Origin of the sequence: Kitasatospora sp. NPDC057965 (assembly GCF_042887135.1) — a bacterium.
Lineage (GTDB): Bacteria > Actinomycetota > Actinomycetes > Streptomycetales > Streptomycetaceae > Kitasatospora.
Genome location: NZ_JBHVPZ010000024.1, coordinates 88,091 through 107,965, shown reverse-complemented (window position 1 = coordinate 107,965; position 19,875 = coordinate 88,091). Strand labels below are relative to the sequence as shown.

General features: G+C 75.4%; 15 protein-coding genes. 6 read left to right on the top strand and 9 right to left on the bottom strand.

Annotated elements, in window-relative coordinates; translation table 11 throughout:
- Positions 1 to 33: 33 nt before the first annotated feature.
- The 3 genes from ACFVVU_RS28075 (at position 34) to ACFVVU_RS28065 (ending at position 5,962) form a co-directional block, all read left to right on the top strand.
- Positions 34 to 3,411: a right-handed parallel beta-helix repeat-containing protein gene (locus ACFVVU_RS28075; RefSeq protein ID WP_387793025.1), complete on the top strand. Its 3,378-nt coding sequence runs from the start codon at positions 34 to 36 to the stop codon at positions 3,409 to 3,411.
- Positions 3,412 to 3,923: 512 nt separating this feature from the next.
- On the top strand, positions 3,924 to 5,102 hold the full coding sequence (locus ACFVVU_RS28070) for a S8 family serine peptidase (protein ID WP_387793044.1): 1,179 nt from the start codon (positions 3,924 to 3,926) through the stop codon (positions 5,100 to 5,102).
- Between the two features lie 245 nt (positions 5,103 to 5,347).
- A complete protein-coding gene (locus tag ACFVVU_RS28065) occupies positions 5,348 to 5,962 on the top strand; it encodes a sigma-70 family RNA polymerase sigma factor (protein ID WP_380681953.1) in 615 nt (204 codons plus the stop codon).
- Positions 5,963 to 6,243: 281 nt separating this feature from the next.
- Here ACFVVU_RS28065 and ACFVVU_RS28060 read toward each other — a convergent pair whose 3' ends face one another.
- Positions 6,244 to 6,687, bottom strand: coding sequence for a hypothetical protein (locus tag ACFVVU_RS28060; protein WP_380681863.1), 444 nt, complete (start codon positions 6,685 to 6,687; stop codon positions 6,244 to 6,246).
- A 278-nt stretch (positions 6,688 to 6,965) separates the two neighbouring features.
- On the bottom strand, positions 6,966 to 8,576 hold the full coding sequence (locus tag ACFVVU_RS28055) for a CehA/McbA family metallohydrolase (RefSeq protein WP_387793022.1): 1,611 nt from the start codon (positions 8,574 to 8,576) through the stop codon (positions 6,966 to 6,968).
- Between the two features lie 381 nt (positions 8,577 to 8,957).
- Here ACFVVU_RS28055 and ACFVVU_RS28050 point away from each other — a divergent pair, with 381 nt between their 5' ends.
- Together ACFVVU_RS28050 and ACFVVU_RS28045 are read left to right on the top strand one after the other, a co-directional pair.
- Positions 8,958 to 9,725: a polysaccharide deacetylase family protein gene (locus tag ACFVVU_RS28050; protein ID WP_387793020.1), complete on the top strand. Its 768-nt coding sequence runs from the start codon at positions 8,958 to 8,960 to the stop codon at positions 9,723 to 9,725.
- A 151-nt stretch (positions 9,726 to 9,876) separates the two neighbouring features.
- A complete protein-coding gene (locus tag ACFVVU_RS28045; RefSeq protein WP_387793018.1) occupies positions 9,877 to 10,536 on the top strand; it encodes a hypothetical protein in 660 nt (219 codons plus the stop codon).
- Positions 10,537 to 10,572: 36 nt separating this feature from the next.
- On the opposite strand, the gene ACFVVU_RS28040 is transcribed toward ACFVVU_RS28045, so the two are convergent.
- Together ACFVVU_RS28040 and ACFVVU_RS28035 are read right to left on the bottom strand one after the other, a co-directional pair.
- The gene (locus ACFVVU_RS28040; RefSeq protein ID WP_380681867.1) at positions 10,573 to 11,817 is read right to left on the bottom strand and encodes a sensor histidine kinase; all 1,245 of its coding nucleotides are present in this window, start codon (positions 11,815 to 11,817) and stop codon (positions 10,573 to 10,575) included.
- Positions 11,818 to 11,845: 28 nt separating this feature from the next.
- Positions 11,846 to 12,409 (bottom strand): hypothetical protein, encoded by a 564-nt coding sequence (locus ACFVVU_RS28035; protein ID WP_387793016.1) that lies wholly within the window; start codon positions 12,407 to 12,409, stop codon positions 11,846 to 11,848.
- Between the two features lie 253 nt (positions 12,410 to 12,662).
- On the opposite strand from ACFVVU_RS28035, the gene ACFVVU_RS28030 reads away from it, so the two are divergent.
- A complete protein-coding gene (locus tag ACFVVU_RS28030; RefSeq protein WP_387793015.1) occupies positions 12,663 to 13,223 on the top strand; it encodes a response regulator in 561 nt (186 codons plus the stop codon).
- 131 nt (positions 13,224 to 13,354) lie between these two features.
- Here ACFVVU_RS28030 and ACFVVU_RS28025 read toward each other — a convergent pair whose 3' ends face one another.
- From ACFVVU_RS28025 to ACFVVU_RS28005, 5 genes are all read right to left on the bottom strand, one after another.
- Entirely contained in the window at positions 13,355 to 13,990 is a 636-nt protein-coding gene (locus ACFVVU_RS28025) for a 4'-phosphopantetheinyl transferase (RefSeq protein WP_387793043.1), read from the bottom strand.
- 69 nt (positions 13,991 to 14,059) lie between these two features.
- The gene (locus tag ACFVVU_RS28020) at positions 14,060 to 16,396 is read right to left on the bottom strand and encodes an arylsulfatase (protein WP_387793014.1); all 2,337 of its coding nucleotides are present in this window, start codon (positions 16,394 to 16,396) and stop codon (positions 14,060 to 14,062) included.
- Complete coding sequence (locus ACFVVU_RS28015) at positions 16,393 to 18,063, bottom strand: ABC transporter ATP-binding protein (RefSeq protein ID WP_387793011.1); 1,671 nt, start codon at positions 18,061 to 18,063, stop codon at positions 16,393 to 16,395. The genes ACFVVU_RS28020 and ACFVVU_RS28015 overlap by 4 nt, the downstream gene beginning before the upstream one ends.
- Positions 18,060 to 18,920 carry an ABC transporter permease gene (locus ACFVVU_RS28010; protein ID WP_387793009.1) on the bottom strand — a complete coding sequence of 287 codons (861 nt, stop codon included), beginning with the start codon at positions 18,918 to 18,920 and terminating at the stop codon, positions 18,060 to 18,062. Before ACFVVU_RS28010 ends, ACFVVU_RS28015 begins: the two co-directional genes overlap by 4 nt.
- 3 nt (positions 18,921 to 18,923) lie before the next feature.
- Positions 18,924 to 19,868: an ABC transporter permease gene (locus tag ACFVVU_RS28005; RefSeq protein ID WP_380681874.1), complete on the bottom strand. Its 945-nt coding sequence runs from the start codon at positions 19,866 to 19,868 to the stop codon at positions 18,924 to 18,926.
- Between the last annotated feature and the right edge of the window lie 7 nt (positions 19,869 to 19,875).

The window sequence follows — 19,875 nt, the reverse complement described above, 5'->3', positions numbered from 1 at the left end:
AAGAACGACGAAGACCCCCAGGAGAGGAAGGCCATGTCGCGCCATGTGCTGACGGTGTGCCCGGAGCAGCGGGGCGGCCCGTACCGCACGATCGGCGACGCACTCGCGGCGGCCCGCAGCGGGGCGGTGATCTCCGTCCGCCCCGGCCGCTACGAGGAGAACCTGGTCATCACCAAGATGGTCACCATCACCGCCGAGGAGCCGCGCGGCAGCGTCCGGATCACCGCCCGGCGCGGCTGCGTCGTCCAGGTGGTGGCCGAGGCCGTCCAGCTCACCGGCCTGGTCGTCCAGGGCCAGGACGAGGAACTGCCCGCCGTCGACGTGCCGCGCGGGCAGGCCGCGCTCTCCGACTGCGAGGTGGTCGGCAGCTCCTGGACGGCCGTCCTCACCCGCCAGCAGGGCTCGCTCGCCATGCGCGACTGCCGGGTCACCAACCCGGCCGGCGCCGGCATCGTCGAGACCTCCACCGGTACCAGCGTGATCGAGGACTGCGTGATCGAGCACCTCGGCAGCTCGGCCGTGGTGGTCGGCGAGCGGGCCAACCCGCTGCTGCGCAACTGCGTGCTGCGCGACGCCCGGGGCAACGGCGTGTGCGCCAACGGCGAGGCCCGCGGCACCTTCGAGGACTGCGAGATCTCGGTCACCGACAAGCCCGCCGTCGCCCTGGAGGAGCGCTCCACCACCCGGCTGCTGCGCACCGCCGTCCGCGACACCACCATCGGCGTCTACATCAGCTCCGCCGCGCGGGTGGTGCTGGAGGACTGCACGGTCAGCGCCACCACCGGCCACGGCATCGCGCTGGCCGGCGGCACCGACCCCGAGCTGCTGCGCTGCACCACCGCCCGCACCGCCGGCCACGGCATCCACATCACCGGCCGCTCGCGCGGGAAGTTCGAGCAGTGCGAGGTGTCCGGCGCGGAGGGCACCGGCATCTGGGTCGGCGAGTCCGCCGGACCGGTGCTCACCCGCACCGTCGTCCGGGACTGCGGCGGGGCCGGCGTTGAACTCGCCGAGGAGAGCGCCGCCGACATCGACCGGCTGGAGGTCCGGGACGTCACCGGCCCCGGCCTGTCGATCGGCGGCGGCGCCAACCCGAGGGTGCGGCACCTGACCGTCACCGGCGCGGGCGCCGACGGCGTCGAGGCGCTGCGCGACGGCCGGGGCCGGCTGGAGGGCGTCGAGGTGGTGGACGCCGCCCGCGCCGGGGTGCGGATCTCCGACGGCGCGGACACCTTCCTCGGCGCGGCCGTGGTGCGCGGCGCGAAGGGCACCGGGGTGCTGGTCGGCAAGGTGGGGCGGGCCGCGCTGCGCGACTGCGAGGTCGTCGGCTCGGGGGAGGACGGCCTCGCGGTCGACGACGGCGGCGAGCTGACCTGCACCCGGGTCCGGACCCACGGCAACCGCCGGCACGGCGTGCGGATCGGCGCCGGCGGCCGGGCCGTCCTGGCCCAGGTCGACGCGGTCGAGAACATCGGCGACGGCGTGCGCCTCGACTCCACCGACGCGGTCCGGCTCACCGGCTGCACCCTGGCCCGCAACCGCGGCTCCGGCCTGCGGCAGACCGCGCCCAACGAACGGCTCGCCGTCGAGCAGCTGACCAGTGAGGAGAACGGCCTGCCCGACGCGCACGGCACCGCCACCGCAGCCACCGGCAACGGCACCGCGCGCACCGACGGCCCGCCCGCCCCCACCGGGGAGGCCGGGCCCGGCGCCGAAGCCGGCGCGGAAGCCGCCCGTCCGTCCGTTCCGGTGGCTCCGCCCGGCCCGCTGGAGGTGCTGGAGTCGCTGGTCGGCCTGGCCGGCGTCAAGGAGCAGGTGGCCACCCTGGTCAACCTCAACAAGCTGGCCCGCCGCCGCGAACTGGCCGGCATGCCGGCCCTCCCGATGAGCCGCCACCTGGTCTTCGCCGGCCCGCCCGGCACCGGCAAGACCACCGTCGCCCGGCTCTACGGCGCCATCCTCGCCGAGCTGGGCGTGCTGCGCAGCGGGCACCTGACCGAGGTGGCCCGGGCCGACCTGGTCGCCTCGATCATCGGCGGCACGGCCATCAAGACCACCGAGGTGTTCCAGCAGGCGCTCGGCGGCGTGCTGTTCATCGACGAGGCGTACACCCTCTCGGCCGGGTCCGGATCCGGCTCCGGCCCGGACTTCGGCCGCGAGGCGATCGACACCCTGGTCAAGCTGATGGAGGACCACCGCGACGACATCGTGGTGATCGTGGCCGGCTACTCCGCCGAGATCGGCGACTTCCTGGCCTCCAACCCCGGCCTCGCCTCCCGGTTCAGCCGGACCGTCGAGTTCGCCAACTACGAGGTCGACGAGCTGGTCACCATCGTCGAACGCGCCGCCGGCGGCCACGGCTACGAACTGGCCGAGGGCACCGGGAAGGCGCTCACCGTGCTCTTCGAACGGATGCCGCGCGGCGAGGACTTCGGCAACGGCCGGTCGGCCCGCAAGGTCTTCGAGGAGATGGTCGACCGGCAGGCCACCCGGCTCGCCGAGCAGGGCGAGATCAGCGACGAGGACCTCGCGCTGCTCGTCCCCGAGGACGTCGGCGTCGAGCTGGAACCGCCCGTCAAGGAGGCCGACGGCACCGAACCGCTCGCCGAGCTGCGGGCACTGGTCGGCCTGCCCGCCGCCAAGGCCCAGGTCGAGGACCTGGTCAACCTGATCCGCCAGGTCCGCCGCCGCGAGGAGGCCGGGCTGCCGACCGCCACCATCAGCCACCACCTGGTCTTCGCCGGCCCGCCCGGCACCGGCAAGACGACGGTCGCCCGGCTCTACGGTCGGCTGCTCGCCGAACTGGGCGTGCTGCCCGGCGGCCAGCTCGTCGAGACCGCCCGCGCCGACCTGGTCGGCCGCTACGTCGGCCACACCGCCCAGCTCACCAAGGAGGCGTTCGACCGGGCCCGCGGCGGCGTGCTGTTCATCGACGAGGCGTACACCCTGACGCCCCGGCACGGGGGCGGCGGCGACTTCGGCCAGGAGGCCGTGGACACCCTGATGAAGCTGATGGAGGACCACCGCGACGAGGTGGTGGTGATCGTCGCCGGCTACGACGACGAGATGCGGCACTTCCTGTCGTCCAACCCCGGCCTGGCCTCCCGGTTCTCCCGCCAGATCGACTTCGGCCACTACGCGGACGCCGAACTGGTCACCATCGTCCGCAACCACGCCGAGTCCGCCGGGTACACGTGCGCCCCGGAGACCCTGGCCACCCTGGAGCACCTGTTCGCCGCCGTCCCGCGTGACCGCACCTTCGGCAACGGCCGCTTCGCCCGGCAGACCCTGGAAGGCATGATCACCCGCCAGGCCGGCCGCCTCAGCCGCCTGGACGTCGCGGACCTGTCGGAGCTGAGCCTCCTGCTGCCCGAGGACATCGCCCTGGACCGCCCCGGCAGCCCCACGTGAAGCTCCTCGCCGCTGCTGTCGCTGCCGCCGCAGCAGTCGCTCCGGCCCCGGCCGCTGGGCGGGTGCCTGCGCCGGTGGCGGCCTCGGTGGCGGTTGCGCCGCTCCGGCAGCCCCAGGCGACCACCACCCGCACGCGCCCCGGCGCCGCCGCGGCGGCAGCTTGCCTCGCGGCCCTGACCGCCCTTGCCCCGGCCGTCGGGCGTGCGGCCGCGCCCGCGCCCTCGGCGGTGACTTGGGCGGTAGCCGGTGGGGTGACTGCGCCCGCGCCTCCGGCGACGGCCGTGCGGGTCGCCGGTGGTGTGCCCGTGTCCCCGGTGTCCGCCGGGGTGGCTGCTTCTGCGGTGGCGGGACGGGTTCGGCCGGTGGCGGCCGGGTCGGCCGCTGGTGGGGTGGGTGCGCCGGTCGCCGACGGGCCGGTCGGTTCCGCCGCGTCGGGTCCCTCGGCGGCCTCGGGGCCGGTGCGGGCGGCGGGGTCGCCGGCGCCGGCCGGCGGGGCCGCGGAGATTCCCGTGATGGGGCAGACCCTGTCCGATGTGCGGCAGAGCGGGTGCCGGAAGCCGTCGGGGCGGGTGGCGGAGCGGGCCGGGTGGGCGCAGGCGTATCTGCGGCCGGAGGCGGTGTGGCCGTTGAGCCGGGGGGAGGGGGTGACGGTGGCGGTGATCGGGTCCGGGGTGGAGGCCTCGGCCGGGACCGGGGCGCTGGCCGGGCGGCTGACGCTCGGGCCGCGCCTGCACGGCGAGGGCGACGCGGGCCGGGACTGCGTCGGCCACGGCACCTTCCTGGCGAGTCTGATCGCCGGCCGCCGGACGGCCGACGGCGGTCCGTCCGGCATCGCGCCCGGGGCGAAGGTGCTGTCCGTGGCCGTCACCGACGACGCCGGCAGTACCAACGCCGACCTGCTCGCCCGCGGCATCCGCGCGGCGGCGGACGGCGGTGCGCGGATCGCGGTGGTCGCGGCGCCCATCGCGGAGGCGGCGCCGGCGCTGGCCGAGGCGGTCGGCTACGCCACCGCCAAGGGCGTGCTGCTGGTCGCGCCGGCGGGCCCGGACGGCCAGTCGGTGGCGGCCCCGGTGTACCCGGCCGGGTATCCGGGCGTGCTCGCGGTGGCCGCGCTGGGGGCCGACGGCGCCCCGGCGGAACGCTCGGCGTCCGCCGCCCCGGAGGCCCCGTCGTCCGGCGCCGGTGGTGGTACCGGCGGCACCGGCGGGCGGGCCTCGCGGGTGGACCTGGTGGCCCCCGGCGAGGGGCTGGTGGCCGCCGGACCGGGCGGCGGCTCGTTCATCGCCTCGGGACCGAGCTACGCCGCCGCGCTGGTGGCCGGGTCGGCGGCACTGGTGCTCGGCCGGTCGCCGTCGCTGACCGTGGACCAGCTGGCCGAGCGGCTGCGGACCACCGCCTACCGGCCCGGTACGGAGTTGCCCGATCAGACTGTCGGTTGGGGCACGGTGGACCCGGTGACGGCGGTGGCCGCCGGAGGTCCGTCCGGGGCCGGGTCGGCCGGTGCCGGCACGCCGTCGCCCCCCGAGCCGGTCGTCGTCCCGCCGCCGGCGGACCCCTCGGCCCGGCGGCTGGCGTCGGCGCTGGCCGGGGTGGGCCTGGGCGGTGCGGCGCTGGTGGGCCTGGCCGCGGCCGCGGTGCGCGTCGGGCGGAACCGCGCGGGCCGGAACCGGGACGGCCACCGCGCGGAGTGACGGCGCCCGCGGCGGCTCGCCGGCGCCCGCCCGCGCGCCCTCGAACGCGCCCCCAACGTCGCACCAACGTCGTCGGCGCCCTCGCGTTGGCCCGCCGTTGGCGGCGGCTGCGAGCGTGGCAGCGCCCGGGAGAGCGGCCCGCCCGCCGTGGCCCGCCCCCGCGCGCCGAGACAGCGATCGCCCCAGGTCCCGAACCACGACCGGGGCGCCGACGAATGACGAATGTCGTAAGGGGCTCAACAGCCGTGGCCATCGACGCTACCGCCCACGCAGGGACGACCACCGAGGACGCCCGGGGGCCCGTCGCCCCGGCGGCCACCCGGCCCGACCGCTCCGCCCGGCCCACCCTGGACCAGGACACCCTCGCCGAGCTGTACCGGCTGCACGGCGGCTACCTGCTGCGCGCGATGCTCCGGGTGACCAGCGGCGACCGCGGCAAGGCCGAGGACATCGTCCAGGAGACCCTGCTGCGCGCCTGGCAGAACCCGGCGGCCATGCACCGGGGCCCCGAGCACAGCCGCCCGTGGCTGTTCACGGTGGCGCGCCGGATCGCCATCGACCACTACCGGATGCAGACCGCCCGCGCCCAGGAGGTCGCCGACGAGGCCCCGGAGGACCACGCCGGTACCCACGACCCGTACGACGAGGTGCTGGTCGCCCAGGACGTGGCGGCGGCGATGGCCGAGCTCCAGCCCCACCACCGGGACGTCCTGGTCGAGTTGCACATGAACGGCCGGTCGATGGCGGAGGCGGCCCAGGTGCTGAGGGTGCCGGTCGGCACGGTCAAGTCCCGCAACTTCTACGCCGTCCGCGCCCTGCGGCCGATCCTGGAGGCCCACGGCATGGCGGGCGCGAGCTGACGGCCCGCCCGCGAAGGCGCCCGGGAATGCGTCCGCGAATGCGTCCGTGAGGGCGTCCGCGAGAGCGCGGAAGCGGAACGGAGTGAACCGTTCCCGCCCCGCCGCCCGTAGTCCAGGGTGGCGGCACCGCCACCGGCGCTCGTCCCCCGTGCGAGCGCCGGGCCAACGGTCGCCCGGGCCTCCGCCCTTGTGGGAGCGGCGGACACCGGGGCGACCGGCCGCAGCGGCGGCCCGCCGGTCACCCCCGGACCGGCGGGCCGCCTTCCGCGTTCCACGCCGGGTCACCACCCCAGCAGGTAGGCCCCCCGCCGCAGCCCGGCCAGCACCGTGTCGGCCGTGGCCTCGGGGTCGTCGCCGGCCGCGCCGTCCGCCTCCGCGACCGCGCTCCCGGCGACCGCGCCCGCGTTGAGCACCACGTAGTGCAGCGCAGCCCCCGTGGCCCGGCTCTCCCGGCGGAAGGCGTCCAGCGCCGTCGGCGCGACCGAGCCCTCCACCACCACCTGGTAGCCGCCCGAGGCGAACGCGAACGCGGCCTGCGCGGTGGCCGCCAGCGCGGTCACGTTCTGCCGCCGCGCCTCCGGGCGGTCCGCCTCCACGTAGCCCTGCCGGACCGCCCGCCGGAAGTCCTCCGCGCGCAGGTGGACGCTCGGGAAGAGCGCGTCCGCGACCAGCGGGGCGACCGCGCCGCTCCCGGCACCGGCGGCCGGGTCGGAGAGGAGGACCACACTGCCGGCCCCCCGTCCGCCCCCGAGCTCCGGCCCACCTACGGTCGTACGGTTCACAGCTGCTGATCCCTTCACGGGCCGGGGACGGACGGGGGGCCGGGGCGGGACGGCCGGAGCGCGCGGGCAAATCCGGCCATACGACGGACAGCCGACCGTCTCGTCATATCGACTGACTGCTGTCGGAGATCAACCTAGTCCACCGCACACCCCGGAGTCCTCCCCTCCCCGGACCTCCCGCCGTCCCCTCGCCGTCCCCCCGCTTCCCGGCCGCCTCCCCGCTACCTCCGGGCCCGCAGCACGATCGGATTGGTCAGCGCCGCCATCGGCCCCCACGGCAGGTCCGGGCCCATGGAGTTGCCCCGGCCCGGGGTCCCGTCCGCCTTCGGGTGCCGTACCTCGGCCCGGACGAACGCGGTGAGCGAGGCCGTGGTGCGCCACACCACCGTGCCCGCGCCGTCGGCCGGCAGCGACTCCTGGTGCAGCTGGCCCTCGTCGGTCAGGAACCGCACCGTTCCGTTCGGCACCCCGGAGACGGCGAGCCGCACATCCACCGGCGCGTCCGCCGGGACGGCCAGTTCCTCGCCGATCCCGGCCTGCCGGCCGTTGCCGGTCGCGGTGAAGTCCAGCTGGACCGCCGCCGATTCGGCGAGCCAGCTGCGGCCGGCGCGCAGGCCCGCCAGCACGGCGTCCCGGTTCAGGTCCTCCGCGAGGACCACGGTGTGCGGCGAGCCGATCACCTGCGGGACGCTGTGCGCGTCGCTGTTGCCGATCGCCGGCAGCCAGGACCGCCCGTCGCGCAGCGCCACCGCGAGCTGGGCGTCCCAGGTGTCCACGGCCGACTCGTCGTCGTACGTCCACGGGCCGTTCCATACCTCGACGGCGTCCGCGTCCTCGTACCCGAACTTCCACTGGCAGGCGACGTACGGGCAGTACGGGTGGGCCGGCACCACCAGGCCGCCCTGCCGCCGCACCTGGCGGGCGAACCGGGGGAAGGCCTCGTCGCGCGAGCGGTAGCGCCAGTCGACGAACTGGCCCGGCTGCAGGCCCAGCGCCAGCCAGTGGCCGTTGCGGGTGGTCACCTCCTCGCCGAGCACGATCAGCAGGTCCGGGCCGGCCAGCGGGCCCCACACGCCGTGCGAGGAGGTGGTGTTGTGGTCGGTCGACACGATGAAGTCCAGCTTCGCCTCGCGCGCGCCGGCGGCCACCTCGGCGGGCCGGCGGCGCCCGTCGGAGTGCACCGTGTGAAGGTGGCAGTCGCCCCGGTACCAGGCCCGCCCGCGCCCCCGGGCGCGCTCCGGCGGGTAGGCGGGGGTGAACTCGCCCCCGGGCGCGCCGAACCGCAGCGTCACGTCCACCCGGTACTCCAGGCCCTGCGGCGCCACCTGGTACGGCCCCAGCACCACGTGCCAGCGGCCCGGGCGGACCGGGCCGGGCAGGTAGCCGGGCGTGGCCTGCTCCCGGCTGACCGTGAACTCGGTGCGGGAGCCGCCCGACCAGCCGCGGAAGCCGCGCCCGCCGAGCTCGGTGCCGCGCTCGTCGAAGAGGCCGATGTCGCAGGAGTTGCCCGGGGTGCCGGGCGGGACGGTCGGCTTGTCGTACCGGTAGGAGACGGCGATCTCGCGGACGCCGCCGGGGACGTCGAAGGGGAGGTGGACGAAGTCGGGCGCGCCGGTCGGCAGCTTGCCGGTCAGGGTGATCGTCCGCTCGGTGCCCGCCGCGCCGCCGGCCGCCGTGCTGTCGGCCGCCGCGCCGTCGGCCGTCCCGCCGTCGGCGGCCCGGGCGACGCCCGCGGTCGCGGTGGCCGCCGCCACCGCCCCGAGCGCCCCCGCCGCCAGTAGTCCGCGTCGGGCCGGCCGCGCCTTGCCGTCCTCGTGCATGTCCTCAGCCATCGGAAGCCTCCGCTCTCGCCGGGATGTCAGCGAAGTCTCGTACCCGCCCCGGTGAACCCCCGGTGAGCCGGGCCCCACGGCCGTGCGGCAGCCCCGTGAAGGCCGCGTCGGCTTGCACGGGCGGGCGCGGAGGCCCTGAATGGAGGGGCGTGGAACGGTGATCTCTGACGGACGGACAGGTGCGGAGCTCTCATGGCACTCAGTCGGCGGACCCTCCTGGCGGCCGCGGCCGGCACCGCGCTGGCCGGTTGCGCGCCCACTCCGGGCGCGCCGCCGACCCGGTCGCCGATCACCCCACCGCCGATCACCCCGTCCCCGTCGGAGTCGCCGTCCGGGGCCCCTTCCCCGGTTCCTTCCGCGACCCCTTCCCCCTCCGCCGAGGTGTCCTCCGCACCGGCCTCCGCACCCGCCTCCCCGCCGGCCTCCGCGCCCGCCACCACCCTCCCCACCCGGGCGGCCGTCACCACCCGCTACGCCGCCGCCGCGCCCACCAGCTGGGGCCTGGACGTCCCCGGCGTGCTCACCGCCCTCCCCGGCGCCGCCCGCGCCATCGCCCTCACCTTCGACGCCTGCGGCGGCTCCGGCGGCTCGGGCTACGACGCCGCGCTGATCGACACCCTCCGCGCCCACGCCGTCCCCGCCACCCTCTTCCTCAACGCCCGCTGGATCGACGCCAACCCCGAGGTCTTCGCGAACCTCGCCGCCGACCCGCTCTTCGAGATCGCCAACCACGGCACCGCCCACCGCCCGCTCTCCGTCACCGGCCGTTCCGCCTACGGCATCGCCGGTACCCGCGACCCCGGCGAGGTCTACGACGAGGTCGCCGGCAACCTCGCCAAGCTCACCGCCCTCCTCGGCCGCCCGCCCCGCTTCTTCCGCTCGGGCACCGCCCACTACGACGATGTCGCCACCCGCATCGCCGCCGACCTCGGCCAGCGGATCGCCGGATTCAGCACCAACGCCGACGGCGGCGCCACCCTCCCCGCCGCCCAGGTCCAGCGGGAGCTGGCCGACGCCGAGCCGGGCGGCATCGTCATCGCCCACATGAACCGGCCCGCCTCCGGCACCGCCCGCGGCGTCGCCGCCGCCCTCCCCGCCCTGCTGGCCGCCGGTCGCACCTTCACCCGCCTCTCCGACGCCTTCCGGTAGGCGGACGTTCCGCCGGAAGGAACGAACCACCCAACAAATCTGGGATACCGGCGCCCCCGTCGTCCCGGTGAGGATGCGTGACGCACCCCCCGCGCACGTCCGCCCGGGCGCGCCCGCGCCCGGCCGGTTCACGACCGACGGAGGAGTACGGATGACCCCCGCCCACCGCCCGCGCCACCGCCGCACCGCCGCGACCGCGGCCGCCACCATGACGGCCCTGGCCCTGCTGGAACTCGGAGGTGTCGGGGCCGCCACCGCCCACGCCGACACCCGCTCGCTGCGGTCGAGCTGCAACCCCGCCGTGGACGCCCCCTGGGTGGATGTGATCCACACCCAGGTCGACCCGATCGTCACCGACTACCTCACGATGGTCGTCGTCGGCGAGGGATCCGGGACGCGCACCGACGTCCTGCCCCGGGTGGCCCCGGTGACCACCTCCGTCGACGGCAACGCGAACATCACCGCCGCGGAGAGCGAGATCCTCCTCAAGGCCGAGGCCTGGGTCGGCTTCCCGGTCCAGAAGACCACCTCGTCCACCAGCAGCCTCACCCTCACCACCACGTGGAGCTACAACCAGCCGGACCGCTACGGCCTCTACCGGGGGACCCGCAGGGTCCTGGGCGAGTACGTCAAGTACGTCTGCGTCCGGACGGGCCCCGACACCGGCGAGTGGGTCAGCGCCGTCCCGGGCAGCGGTACCACGGGGACGTTCATCACGTACGGGTCGGTGGAGAACGGCATCGTCCGCTGCGCCCGGACCGAAGCCGCCGGAACGCTGCGCCGCGCCGCCCAGGTCCGGCTCGGCTGCTGACCCGCCAGGCCCGGAGCCGGCCGCCGCCTCACCGCGTCACCGCGGCACCGTTGCCGGGCCGGCCGCCGTGGACACCGGCAGCGCCGCCGCCACCCGGAACCCGGGCCCGTACGGGGCCGCGCTCAGCAGCCCGCCGTACAGCGCCACCCGCTCGCGCAGCCCCAGCAGCCCGTGCCCGGTCGACAGCTCCTGGCCCTCCTCGCGCTCCCCGTCCGGCGGGCGCCCCGCACCGTCGTCCACCACCTCGATGAGCAGCGCCCGGTCCCAGGTGATCCGCACGACCGCGCGGGTCCCCGGGCCGGCGTGCTTGGTGATGTTGGTGGCGGCCTCCTGGACCAGGCGGTAGGCCGTCTGACCGACGCTGTCGTCGACCCGCAGCGGCGTGCCCCGGACCTCCAGCGCGATCCGGACGCCGGCCTTGCGGACGTCCGCCAGCAGCTGATCCAGATCGCCCAGCCCGTGACTGTAGCCGTCCTCGGTGGCCGCCTCCGAGCCGCGCAGCAGCCGCAGCATGTGCCGCAGCTCGGCCATCGTCGAGCGCCCGAGGTCCTCGATGTGCGCGAACGCCTCCGAGCACGCCGGATCCTCCAGCGCCGTGGCCCGCGCCGTCTCCGCCCGCATGACGATCACCGCGACGGCGTTCGCGACGATGTCGTGCAGCTCCCGCGCGATCCGCACCCGCTCCTGGGTCACCCGCAACCGCGCCTCGGCGACCTCCTGCCGGTGCCGCTCCGCCTCCGTCCTGGTCGCCAGGCTCCACCGGGCGAACCCCCACACCACCAGCGTCACCGGGGCGTAGAACGCGATGTTCGCGACCAGGACGGGGGTGGTCAGCGGGCCCTCGTAGTCGCCGATCGTCTCGGCGATCGCCATCCCCATCGGGATCAGGCTCGCCACCAGGACGCCCAGCGCCACCGGCCGCCGGTACTGCGCGGCCACCGTGTAGAGGGCGATCAGCAGGCCGAAGCACGGCGTGTAGTCGACGGTGTTCGCCCACGACAGCAGGTCGGAGGTGATCGCGATGACCCACACGGCGGCGAACACCGCCAGCGGCCGGCGGCGCCGCAGCACCAGTGCCAGCACCTCGGCCAGGGCGAGCAGCAGCATCCACATCCGCTGCTGCCAGTCCGCCCACGGGGCGATCAAGGTGCCGAAGTAGAACAGCTCCGGAATGACCGCCGCCACGGCCAGCGCGGTGTCCTGCAGCCACACCGACCGCAGCCACCGCGCCGCCCCCCGCCGCCGCGCCCGGCCCTGTGCCTGCGCCTGCCCCTGCGCCACCGCCGCCACCATCACGCCACCGCCACCATCACTCCGCTGCCGTCTGCGGCGCCCTGCAGCAGATCCGGCTGCTGCAACAGGTGCCTCCCGCGTAGACGTCGGCACTCCCCGCGACCCCGACGATGGTGTCGGGAGCCCCGAGCCACCAGGTGTCCGGAGGCCCGTCCTTCTCCGGCGGCACCACCCGGAACCCCAGCTCGGCGTACGTCGCCCACTGGTCACCGTGGTTGCGCAGCAGGGCTTCCGCCAACTGCGCCCGGGTGGCCTTCACGGCCGCCACACCGAACGGCTCGGCCCAGACGAGCGTCAGCACCGCCGCCGCGGCCGTGATCCCCTCGCCGTCGAGCGCCGCCACACTGACGCCGCCGACCGGAACCACCACCCCGTCGTCGCCGCCCCCCGGTGACCGCGAGATCCGGGCCACGAACCTCCGCCACGGATTGGCCAGCGCCTCGACCGGATCCGGCACCAGCACCGTCTCCGTACTGGTCAGCAAGCCGTACCCCACCCGCTCGCCGGCCACCCCGCCCTCCTCCTGCGTGTGCACGGTCACCGCCAGCGCGGGAACCTCGCTCACAGAATTGCTACTCATGGTGACACCTCGTGATCATCTCGGCCCGTGCTCCAGTCCGACGGGCGACGTACCACCACCCTCCCTCCACCCTTGTCCCAGGAGCATGAGCCCACGGCCCCACTTCTGCCCCGACCTGCGGATTCCTCCGCCCCGCCCGGCTCGGGTGACGTTCCGTCATGACATTTGTCACGGGCCGCCACTGAGAAGTTCCAGCACCCTCGGTGAGTGCACGCACTTCCGCCACCCCGGGGTGGCTGGAAGGCTGAACGGCATGACCGCGCGCCTCCCCGCCCTCCGCCTCCTGCTGGCCGACGACGAGCCCGTCCGCCGAGAGGCCCTGGCGGCCCTCCTGGCGCTTGAGGAGGGGCTCACCGTCGTCGCCGAGGCCGACTCCGCCCCGGCCGCGAGGGCCCTGGCCGCCCGCCGGCGGGCCGACGTCGCCCTCCTGGCCCTGCGCTCCCCGGCCCTCGACGGGGCGCCGCTACCGCCCTGCCCGACCGTGATCATCACGACCCACGACCGCCCGGGAGACCTGCGCCGCGCCCTGCGCGCCGGCGCCCGGGCCTTCCTGCCCCGCAGCGTCTCGGCGGCCCACCTCGCCCACGTCGCCCGCACCGTCCACACCGGCGCCCGTTACATCCACCCGGACTTCCTGGCCCCGGACACCACCGTCCTGACCGCCGACGAGATCGACATCCTCGACCTCACCGCCACCGGCACTCCCGTCCCTCCACGAACCGCCCGCCACCACCTCGCCACCGCCGCCACCAAACTCGGCACCCCCCACCCCGCCGCCACCCTCCACCACGCCCGCCGCCACGGCTGGATCTGACCGCCGCGGTGGCGGAGGTCATCGGCCGAGGCCTCCGGACCGCTCGGGACCGGCTTGGGCGAAGCAGGTGAAGGAGCCGCACGTCGCCCACGGCCGGCGTGGCGGACCGGCCGCGGGCTGAACGCGGCCCGCTACCGCAGGACGGTGATGGCGGTGGCGAGGTGGCCGTTGTGGACGCGCCAGCGGCCGGCGAGGGTGGCGAGCGGGGAGGGGACGAGGAGGGTGGCGGTGAAGGTGCCGTCGGGGTGGAGGGTGAGGTCGGCCTCGGAGAAGTCGAGGAAGCGCTGGGTGAGGGGGAACCAGGTCTTGTAGACGGATTCCTTGGCGCTGAAGAGGATGCGGTCCCAGGGGGTGTCGGGGTGGGCGGTGCTGAGGGCGGTGTTGCGCTGCTGTTCGGCGGGGAGGGCGATGGCGTCGAGCACGCCCTCGGGCAGGGGGAGGGCGGGTTCGGCATCGATGCCGAGGGAGAGCACGTGCTCGGCGCCGGCCACGGCGGCGGCGCGGAAGCCGGCGCAGTGCGTGAGGGAGCCGACGACGCCGTCGGGCCAGCCGGGGGCGCCGCGCAGGCCGGGGAGCAGGGGGCGGTAGGGGACGCCGAGGCGGGTGAGGGCGAGCCGGGCGCAGTGGCGCACGGTGGTGAACTCACGGCGGCGGGACTCGACGGCGCGCGCGATGACCGCCTGCTCCTCGGGTTCGAGGCGGGCCTCGGGCGGGTCGGAGTAGGCGGTCTCGACGACGACGGCTTCGGGAAGGAGTTCGCTGATCACTGTTCCCCCGGACAGGACGGACGACAAGAGCCTTCCGGAGGATAGCGCGATGATCGGCTGACTGATCGGTTATTCGAAGGCGGCGGCGGCCTCCCGCAGCGCACGGGCGACGGTCTCCGGGTCGTCGGGGGCGGGCTCGCCGGGCAGGTAGGTGACGGCCCGCAGGGCGCCGCTGTAGCGGAAGGAGCGGTGGCGCTCGTACAGCGGCCAGGAGACCGGGGACCTGCGGTCGACGCCGACGCTGATGCCCTGGAACGGGGCCATGCCGATGAGCTGGTGGACGGGGCCGAGCCGGCCGGTCTCGGTGCCGTCGACCAGGACGCGGAACTCCCAGCGCAGGCCGGCCACCGCGGTCGCCTCGACGGTGACCAGGCGGGCGCCGGGGGCCAGCGGGCCGGCGTCGGCCTCGAAGAGTTCGCCGTACTGGTTGTAGGCGAGGTGCAGCCGGCCGTCCTCGACGTAGAGGCTGTAGCCGCCGCCCTGGTCGCCGTGCGAGACCAGGACGCCGGCGTCCTCGGCGCCGTGGTGGGCGAGTTCGACCTCGACGGCGAAGGACCGGAAGGAGATCAGCCGCGACGAGCGGTAGCGCTCCAGTTCGGGTGTGCCGGCGAGCAGGCGCAGCGGGCGGCGCAGCCGGGCGTCGTCGGGGTGGCGGCGGGCGAGCGCACCGCTGCCGTCGGCGAGCGGGAAGACGCCGTTGCGCCAGGCCGCTTGCTCCCAGGCGGCAGACAACTCCTTGACGACGTCCGGGTGTTCGGCGGCGAGGTCGTGGATCTCGGTGGGGTCGGTGCGCAGGTCGTACAGCGCCCACTCGCCGTCGTCGTACGGGGCGCCGGGGCGGTGCAGGGTGACCAGCTTCCAGCCGTCGCGGTAGTAGCTGCGGTTGCCGGTCATCTCGCAGTACTGCTCGGGGTGGGTGGAGGCGGCGGCCGGGTCGCGCAGGACGGAGGTGAAGGTGAAGCCGTCCAGGGACTGCGTGTCCTGGCCGCCGCGCCGCGCGGGCCGCTCCAGGCCGGCGAGGTCGAGCAGGGTGGGCAGCAGGTCGGTGACGTACTGGTACTGGGTGCGCACGCCGGGGTCGCCCTCGGCGCGCGGGAGGCCGGCGGGCCAGGAGAGCACAAACGGGACGCGCACGCCGCCCGCGTGGGTCTGGCCCTTGTAGAGGCGGAACGGGGTGTTGGAGGCCATGCCCCAGCCGCGCGGGTAGTGGACCAGCGAGCGCGGGCCGCCGATCAGCTCGACCTCCCGTTCGACGTCGGGGTTCCAGTCCTCGGGAAGGCCGGGGTGGTGGACGAAGCGGCTGAAGTAGCTGCGGGTGCCCTCGGCGCCGCCCTCGCCGGTGCCGCCGTTGTCGGAGGTGAACACCACGATGGTGTTGTCGAGTTCACCCAGCGCGGCGAGGGTGTCGAGCAGCCGGCCGAGGTTCTGGTCGACGTTGTCGACCATCGCCGCGTAGACCTCCATGTAGCGGGCGTAGAGCTGCCGCTGGGCGGGGGTGAGTTCGCTCCACGGGCCGACCTCGTAGCCGGATTCGGTGTTGCGGTCGGGCAGTCGCGTGCCGGGCGGGAAGTGGCCGGCGGCGAGCTGGCGGGCGAACCGGGTGGCGCGCAGCTCGTCCCAGCCGTCGTCGTAGCGGCCCCGGTGGCGGGCGAGGTCCTCGGGCTTGGCCTGCAGCGGGCCGTGCACGGCGTTGTGGGCGAGGTAGAGGAAGAACGGCTTGTCGGCGTCGTGGGCGCGCAGCGAGGTGACCATGTCGATGGCGCGGTCGGTGATGTCGTCGGTGTAGTAGTAGCCGTCGGGGAGTTCGTCGATGTCCAGCGGGCTGTTGTCGCGGACGAGTTGGTGCGGGTGGAAGAGGCTGGTGAGGCCCTCCAGGACGCCGTAGTACTGGTCGAAGCCCTTCTGCAGCGGCCAGTTGGCGCGGTGGTCGGCGGCGTTGGAGGCGGAGTCGCGGGTCAGGTGCCACTTGCCGACGGCGTAGGTGGCGTAGCCGGCGTCGTGCAGCAGTTCGGCGAGGGTGGGGATGTCGTCGGCGATCTCCATGCCGTAGCCGGGGAAGCCGGGGTCGGCGTTGGCGACGAAGGAGTAGCCGACCCGGTGCGGGTTGAGACCGGTGAGCAGGGCGGCCCGGGCGGGGGAGCAGAGCGGCATGGTGTGGTAGTTCGCGAGCTTGACGCCGCGCTCGGCGAGGCCGTCCAGGACCGGGGTGGGGACCTCGGAGCCGAACGGGCCGATGTCGCTGTAGCCGAGGTCGTCGACCAGGACGACGACGATGTTGGGCGCGCCCTCGCGCGGGCGGACCCGGTCGGGCCAGGCCGGGGTGGACTCCCGGAAGGTGCGGCCGACGGTGCCGGGGAAGCCGGCGTACGGATCGCGGTACGGCCGGGCGTCGGGGGATGCGCTCATGCGGTGCTCCGGGTGGTGAGGGCGGCGGGCCGGCCGGTGCGGACGGCGGGCCGGGTGTCCAGGCGCGGGACGGCGGCCAGGAGTTCGGTGGTGTAGGGGTGCTGGGGCGCGGTGACGACCCGGTCGGCCGGGCCGGTCTCGACGATCCGGCCGCGGTGCATGACGGCGATCCGGTGGCTCACCTGCCGGACGACGGCGAGGTCGTGGGCGATGAACAGCAGGGCGAGGCCGAGCTCGCGCTGCAGGCGGGCGAGCAGATCGAGCACCTGGGCCTGGACCGAGACGTCGAGTGCGGAGACCGGCTCGTCGCAGATCAGCACGCTCGGTTCGGGCGCCAACGCCCGGGCGATGCCGATGCGTTGGCGCTGGCCGCCGGAGAAGGCGCGCGGATGCCGCTCGGCGCTGTCGGGATCGAGGCCGACCTGCTCCAGGAGTTCGGCGACCCGCCGGGCGCGTGCGGCCCGGTCGCCGAGGCCGTGGGCGATCAGCGGCTCGGCGATGATCTGCCCGGCGGTCATCCGGGGGTTGAGCGAGGCGTACGGGTCCTGGAAGACCAGCTGTACCTCGCGCCGGGCGTCCCGTTCGCCGCCACGCCCGAACTCCCGCCCCCGGAAACGGATCTCGCCGCCGGTCGGGGCGTGCACCTGGACCAGCGCGCGGGCCAGTGTGGACTTGCCCGAGCCGGATTCGCCGACCAGTCCGAGCGTCTCGCCGGGGTGCAGCACCAGGTCGACGCCGTCCAGCGCGGTGACCGCGCGCCGCCGCGCGCCGTAGGTCTTGCGCAGACCGGTCACGGTGAGCAGCGGTTCGGTGCCGGGCGCGCTGTTGGCGGCGGCCGCCGAGGGCGCCTCCAGACGCGGGACGGCGGCCAGCAGCTGCTTGGTGTACGGGTGCCGGGGCGAGCCGAGGACCTCGGCGGTGGCGCCGGACTCGACCACCCGGCCGTGCCGCATCACCAGCAGCCGGCGGCAGGTCTGCGCGATCACCCCGAGGTCGTGGCTGATCACCACCAGCGCGGTGCCGGTCTCCCGGTTGATCCGGGTGAGCAGGCGCAGGATCTGCTGCTGGACGGTCGGGTCGAGGGCGGTGGTCGGTTCGTCGGCGACGAGCACCTCGGCGTCGTTGGCGAGCGCGAGCGCGATCATGACGCGCTGGCGCTGTCCGCCGGAGAACTGGTGCGGATGGTCGCGCAGCCGCCCGGCGGCGTCGGGGATGCCGACCAGGTCGAGCAGCTCGACGGCGCGGGTGGCCCGTTCACGCCTGTCGGGGTGCCTGCCGTGGGCGCGCAGCGCCTCGTCGAGCTGCTTGCCGACGGTGAGCACCGGGTTGAGCGAGGACATCGGGTCCTGGAAGACCATGGCGATCCGCCGTCCGCGGACGGCGCGCAGGGCGCTCTCCGGCAGGGCGGCGAGGTCCTGGCCGGCCAACTGCACCGAGCCGCCGGTGATCCGGCCCCCGGCGGGGAGCATGTGCAGCAGGGCGAGCGCCGTGGTGGACTTGCCGGAGCCGGATTCGCCGACCAGGCCGAGGGTGTCCCCGGCGGCGAGGTCGAAGCCGACGCCGTCCACGGCGGTGGTGCCCTCGAAGGCCACGGTGAGGTCGGTGACCCGCAGGACCGTGCGGTCGGCGCGGGGCGGGGTGTCGTCGGACGCTGTGCTGGTGGTCATCGGCGGATTCCCCGGTTCAGGGCCTCGGCGATCAGCGTGAAGCCGAGCACCAGCGCGGTGGTGGCGGCCAGCGGGGCGGCCGCGAAGGTCGGATGGGTGGCGAGGTAGCCGACGGACTGGCTGAGGATCGAGCCGAGGGTCGGCTCCGGCGGGCGTACGCCCAGCCCGAGGAAGCTCATCGCGCCCTCGATGAACACACCGACCGACAGCGCCACCGCGGTCTGCACGATCAGCGGGTCGACGGCGTTCGGCAGCACGTGCCGCAGCAGCACCCGGGCCCGGGAGGCGCCGCCGACCCGGGCGGCCAGCGCGTACTCGCGCTCCCGCTGGACCAGGATGCCGGAGCGCAACTGTCGGCCGAACAGTGGGACTTCGGCGAGCGCGATGACGATGAACACCGGCCAGCGGCCCGGGCCGAGCACGGCCGTGACGGCCAGCGCCAGGATCATGCCGGGGAAGGCGAGCACCAGGTCGAAGACCCGCTGGACGGCGGTGTCGGCCCAGCGGTGGCCGGCCGCGAGCAGGGCGAGCGAGCAGCCGATCAGCGCGCCGACCGGGACGGCGCCGAAGGTCAGCGCGAGGTCGGTGGTGATGCCGTGCAGGACCCGGCTGAGCAGGTCGCGCCCGAGGTCGTCGGTGCCCAGCGGGTGTTCGGCGCTGGGCCCGGCGAGCGCGAGCGGGCCCTGGGCGTCGGGGTCGTGGTCGGTGAGCAGCGGGGCGAGCAGCCCGGCCAGCGCGATCGTGCCGACCAGGGCGAGCCCGGTCAGCCCGCGGGCGGAGAGCAGCCCGGCGAGGTAGCGGTTGCGGGCGGAGGTGCGCGCGGGGCGCGCCGGGGCGGGGGCGGTCAGGGCGGTCATCGGTTACTCCCACCGGATCCGGGGGTCGAGCCAGGCGTACACGAGGTCGGTGAGCAGCTGGACGGCGACGTAGCCGGCGACGATCAGCAGCAGCAGGGCCTGCACCACGGGGTAGTCGCGGCGCAGCACGCCCTGTTCGACGAGCTGGCCGAGTCCGGGCCAGGCGAAGATCCGCTCCACCAGCACCGCCCCGGCGACCAGGTGGCCGATCTGAAGGCCGAGCACGGTGACGGCGGAGGGCAGCGCGTTGGGCAGCGCGTGCCGCCAGACGATCCGGCGGCGCGAGACGCCGACGGCGGTGGCGGTGCGCACGTAGTCCTCGGCGAGCGCGCGGTGGATGCCGTCGGTGAGGTAGCGGGCGAGCACGGCGGCGCTGGGCAGGGCGAGGCAGACGGCGGGCAGCAGCAGGTACTGCAGCGCGAGGTCGGGGGCGTCGAGCAGGGACTCGTGGCCGCCGGCCGGCAGCAGTCCGAGGGTGACGGCGAACAGCAGCACCAGCAGCACGCCGGTGACGAACGGCGGCACGGCCAGCACGGCGGTGGTGAAGGCGCGGACGGCGGCGGCGACCGGGCGGCGCCGGGCGGTGGCGCCGAGCACGCCCAGCGGCAGGGCCAGCAGGACGACCAGCAGCAGGGCGGCGGCGGTGAGTTGGACGGTCGCGCCGATCCCGTCGCCGATCAGGTCGGCGACCTGGCCGCCGATCGAGTAGCTGGGCCCGAGGTCGCCGCTGAGCAGATCGCCGAGCCAGTGCAGGTACTGGGTCAGCAGCGGCCGGTCCAGGCCGAGTTGGGCGCGGATCGCGGCGACGGCGGGTGGTCCGGCGTCGGGGCCGGCCAGCGTGGTGGCGGGGTCGCCGGGGATCAGGCGCAGGATGAGGAAGACCAGGAAGGAGGCGAGGAGGAGGACGAGCAGCCCGGAGGGCAGCCGCTTGAGGAGGAAGCTTCGCATGGGTTCG

Coding starts and splice junctions, on each gene's coding strand:
- ACFVVU_RS28005 (WP_380681874.1), bottom strand. CDS start 19,868: ATGCGAAGCTTCCTCCTCAAGCGGCTGCCCTCCGGGCTGCTCGTCCTC.
- ACFVVU_RS28030 (WP_387793015.1), top strand. CDS start 12,663: ATGACCGCGCGCCTCCCCGCCCTCCGCCTCCTGCTGGCCGACGACGAG.
- ACFVVU_RS28010 (WP_387793009.1), bottom strand. CDS start 18,920: ATGACCGCCCTGACCGCCCCCGCCCCGGCGCGCCCCGCGCGCACCTCC.
- ACFVVU_RS28015 (WP_387793011.1), bottom strand. CDS start 18,063: ATGACCACCAGCACAGCGTCCGACGACACCCCGCCCCGCGCCGACCGC.
- ACFVVU_RS28055 (WP_387793022.1), bottom strand. CDS start 8,576: ATGGCTGAGGACATGCACGAGGACGGCAAGGCGCGGCCGGCCCGACGC.
- ACFVVU_RS28075 (WP_387793025.1), top strand. CDS start 34: ATGTCGCGCCATGTGCTGACGGTGTGCCCGGAGCAGCGGGGCGGCCCG.
- ACFVVU_RS28020 (WP_387793014.1), bottom strand. CDS start 16,396: ATGAGCGCATCCCCCGACGCCCGGCCGTACCGCGATCCGTACGCCGGC.
- ACFVVU_RS28035 (WP_387793016.1), bottom strand. CDS start 12,409: ATGAGTAGCAATTCTGTGAGCGAGGTTCCCGCGCTGGCGGTGACCGTG.
- ACFVVU_RS28070 (WP_387793044.1), top strand. CDS start 3,924: ATGGGGCAGACCCTGTCCGATGTGCGGCAGAGCGGGTGCCGGAAGCCG.
- ACFVVU_RS28045 (WP_387793018.1), top strand. CDS start 9,877: ATGACCCCCGCCCACCGCCCGCGCCACCGCCGCACCGCCGCGACCGCG.